Annotated in this window: 5 protein-coding genes; 2 read left to right on the top strand and 3 right to left on the bottom strand. The window is 70.6% G+C overall.

Annotated elements, in window-relative coordinates; all coding sequences use genetic code 11:
• The 3 genes from D7V93_RS40055 to D7V93_RS40045 all read right to left on the bottom strand — a co-directional run.
• The coding region (locus D7V93_RS40055) for a molybdopterin cofactor-binding domain-containing protein (protein WP_147451594.1) at positions 1 to 1,261 on the bottom strand (1,261 nt) is incomplete at its 3' end.
• A gap of 11 nt (positions 1,262 to 1,272) precedes the next feature.
• Positions 1,273 to 1,734 (bottom strand): (2Fe-2S)-binding protein, encoded by a 462-nt coding sequence (locus D7V93_RS40050; RefSeq protein ID WP_120610671.1) that lies wholly within the window; start codon positions 1,732 to 1,734, stop codon positions 1,273 to 1,275.
• Positions 1,731 to 2,405 carry an Isoquinoline 1-oxidoreductase subunit gene (locus D7V93_RS40045; protein ID WP_120648289.1) on the bottom strand — a complete coding sequence of 225 codons (675 nt, stop codon included), beginning with the start codon at positions 2,403 to 2,405 and terminating at the stop codon, positions 1,731 to 1,733. Before D7V93_RS40045 ends, D7V93_RS40050 begins: the two co-directional genes overlap by 4 nt.
• Before the next feature lie 269 nt (positions 2,406 to 2,674).
• Between D7V93_RS40045 and D7V93_RS40040 the strand changes: the two genes are divergently transcribed.
• A complete protein-coding gene (locus D7V93_RS40040) occupies positions 2,675 to 3,040 on the top strand; it encodes a hypothetical protein (protein WP_120648288.1) in 366 nt (121 codons plus the stop codon).
• Positions 3,041 to 3,394: 354 nt separating this feature from the next.
• Positions 3,395 to 3,715 (top strand): hypothetical protein (locus tag D7V93_RS40035; RefSeq protein ID WP_208723309.1); only part of this gene is annotated, 321 nt, incomplete at its 3' end.

The following is a 3,715-nucleotide window of genomic DNA, read 5'->3' as shown; positions in this document are numbered from 1 at the left end:
CCTCCACCACGTAGTCCGGCTTCGACTTGCGGCCGAACCCGCCCCCCAGCAGCGTCACGTGGAGCATCACCTTCGACGGGTCCAGCCCCAGTGCCTTCGCCACCTCACTGCGCGCCGTCTGCGGGTCCTGCGTCGGCGCCCACACCTCGCAGGTGCCATGCTCCACGCGGGCCACCGCGGTGGGCGGCTCCATGGGCGCGTGCGCCAGGTGCGGCGTGTTGTACGTGGCCTGCACGCGCGTCGCGGCCTTCGCCAGCGCGGCCTCCGCGTCGCCCACGTTGCGCACCACCTTCCCTGGCTTCGAAATCACCGCCAGGAGCTGCTCGCGGTACGCCTCCGAGTCGTAGGTCGCGTTGTCCCCGCCCTCCCACGTCACGTCCAGCGCCGCGCGGCCCCGCATCGCCGCCCAGGTGTTGTCCGCCACCACCGCCAGGCCGCCCAGCGGCTGGAACAGGAACGGCTTCGTCGCGGCCGGCAGCTCCACCACCTTGCGCACGCCCGGCACCGCGAGCGCCTTGGTCGCGTCGTAGCGGGCCACCTTGCCGCCCGCCACGGGCGGACGCGCAATCACCGCCGTGAGCATTCCCGGCAGCTTCACGTCCGCGCCGAACACCGCGCGCCCCGTCACGATGTCCGGGCCGTCCAGCAGCGGCAGCTCCTTGCCCAGGTGCTTGAGCTCGCTGCGCGGCCGCAGCGTCACCGCCTGCTTCTGCGGCACCTTCAGCTTCGCCGCGTCGGTGGCCAGCTCTCCGAACTTGAGCACCCGCTGGCTTGCCTTGTGGAAGACGGCGTGGTCGCGCGCCTCGCACTCCGCGGGCGACACCTTCCAGCGCTTCGCCGCCACCGCCACCAACATGGTGCGCGCCGTCGCGCCCGCGTACCGCAGGTCGTCGAAGATCTTCCGCACGCTGCTGGAGCCGTCGGTGTTCTGGTCGCCGTAGGCCTCGTCGCCGTCGCCCTGGACGACCTTCACCTGGGCCATGTCCGCGCCCAGCTCGTCCGCGATGAGCACCGGCAGCGAGCTGCGCACGCCCTGCCCCATCTCCGAACGGTGGCACACGATGGTCACGAGCCCGTCCGGCGCCACGTGGACGAACACGTTCGCCCTGAGGCCCTCCGTGGGCACCTCCGGGAGGGACGTGGGCATGGGCCCGGCGTACGCCCGGGAGGGCAGCACCACCTCCAGGCCCAGCCCCGTGGCCACGAGGCCCAGCCCCTGGAGCACGGAGCGGCGCGACAGCCGGATGCGCAGGTCTTGCATGGTCGGAGCGCTCATTCGTTCGGGAGTCCTGCCGCCTTCTTCACGGCGGAGCGGATGCGCGTGTACGTCCCGCAGCGGCACAGGTTGCCCGCCAGCGATTGATCGATCTCCGCGTCGGTGGGCTTCGGCTTCTTCGCCAGCAGCGCCGCCGCCGTCATGATCTGCCCCGCCTGACAGAAGCCACACTGCGGCACCGCCAGGTCCACCCACGCCTTCTGCAAGGGGTGCGAGCCGTCCGGCGACAGGCCCTCGATGGTCATCACCTCGCGGCCCTCCGCCCGGCGCACCGGCGTCACGCACGAGCGCACCGCCGCGCCGTCGATGTGCACCACGCACGCTCCGCAGAGCGCCTGGCCGCAGCCGTACTTCGTCCCCGTCAACGTCAGCACGTCGCGCAGCGCCCAGAGCAGCGGCATCTCCGGATCCACATCGAGTTCGTGCTCGGTCCCATTCACGCGCAGACGGATGCTCACGGTTGACCCTCCTCGCGCGGGCACTCCGCGCCGTCACTGACCCACGCGGCCATCAGGGCCCCGAACTCGGCCTGCGTCCCCGGCGCCGGCACCCGGCCGGACCCCGGCTTCCAACCCCAGCCCACCAGCTCGTCATGCGCGGAGTGTTCGACGATCTCCGCCAGGCTCTTGCCCCCGTTGCGCGCCGGGTCCTTCAACTGCTCGCACAGGGACCGCAGCGTGCGCCCCTGCCACGCCATCACCTTGGGGGCGAGGTGCCACTTGGGCGCACCCGGGACCCGCGCCAGCTCCACGTTGCGGTCCTGGTGGCAGGACGTGCACTCCAGGCCCGGCACGCCCTGGTCCGCAGGGCCTCGTGTCACCGGCGGGTCGTGCACCTGGAAGTCATCGCGCTGCGTCGGGCTGTCACCCGCGGGATGGCAGTTGACGCACCGGGGGTGCAGCATCACCCGGCTCGCCTCCACGAACAGCGCCCGCGAGCGCTCCTTCTTGTCCCCCATGGAGGAGAAGGCCGCGGGCGTGCGCAGCGCCTGGGACTCCACGGGTGACAGCTTCACCGTGCCTCCCTGGACCGCGCGACCACCGCACCCCACACCCAAGGCGAGCGCCAGCGTCACCCCGGCCGCACCCGCACCCAGGATGACTCCCAGTGCTTTCGAGCGAAGACCCATCGTGCCCCGTCCTCCTTCGAGAGGAGCCTGTCAAAAAGCGGAGGGCTCCGTGCAGGAATTCTTCGGAGCGGGTCGCATCCCCGGCGAGCAGGCGTCCTCCACTTCCCCCGGCGGCGTGCCCCGTCCATGTCTTGCTGACACGGCGTGAGCGCGGGATTGACGGATTGTCTTTCGGGGTGACCGGGGGCGCCGCGCAAGTCCCTGGAATCGCGTGCGCGGGGGCCTGGAACGACAAGTGTATTGGGAGGAGCGCAAGGAGATAGCCCGCCATGCGCCAGAGCCCCGTGTCGTCCGTGTTCTCCCTCACCCGCCTCTTCATCGAGCAGTGCGCCCGCTGGAGGCTGCGTGAGGACGTCGTCGCGTTCATCCTCGAGTTCGGCACGCCTGCGCGCGCATGCGGTGCCACCCATCTCACCGTGCACGAGCGCGACCTACCCTGGAGCCTGCGCGATTCATCGCTGGCGCGACAGGCGCGCGGGTGGATCCTCATCCTCAACGACGAGGACCGGCTCCTCACCTGCTACCGCCGCAAGGACGCCTCGCGCTTCCTGCGACAGAAGCCCAAGCGCCGTCCCGCCGGCGTCAGCCGCGGACGCGAGGACACCTTGCGCGGACTCCACTTCGCGCCAGCGTGAGGGTGTGTCCTCCGTGGCACGCCAGCGAATGTCAAGACGCGGCACTCCTCCTCATGAAAGGGCCGCGAATGAGATAGAGAGCCAGCTTCGCGGCCTCGGGTCCAAGAGGGCGCATCCCTTGAGCTACGCGTGGATGACGGCCCCCTGGGCAACGGTCCTGGATGGGCTGATGATCTTTCGGGAAGAATCCCCACCGCATCCGGTGGCCCGCCAAGGAGGTCGCCAGAAGCCCGGCGGGGCCCAGACGGCGCGCAGGCGCGGATGGGTCGGTCGGAGCGCCATGGCCTCGGCGACTTGAGCCTTCCATTGAAGCCCGGACGCCACAGGTTCCAGGGGATCAGGACTGGGGACATCATGGGCTACAAGATTCCAATGCTGGGCTGGTTGCCGGATCCGCTCGACCCCCGCGACCTCACGGTGCGGGCTCCAGAAGTGGTGCGTTCGATGGATGCCATCATGCCGCGGCTCTCCCCACGGGGAGCGGTGGTGGCGGCGGCGGGCCCGGTCGCCTCCTCGGTCGGTCCGCTGCGGGTGGACCTGCGCAAGTGGTGCTCGTCGGTGGAGAACCAGGGGAGTGTCGGCTCCTGCACGGCCAATGCGGTGGTCGGCGCGTACGAATACTTCCAGCGACGGACGACGGGCGAGAACGTGGAGGCGTCGCGCTTCTTCCTCTAC

The organism is Corallococcus llansteffanensis, assembly GCF_003612055.1.
Classification (GTDB): Bacteria; Myxococcota; Myxococcia; order Myxococcales; family Myxococcaceae; genus Corallococcus; species Corallococcus llansteffanensis.
Note: the sequence above shows the minus strand (reverse complement) of the source record. Positions and strands in the feature narration are given on the sequence as shown.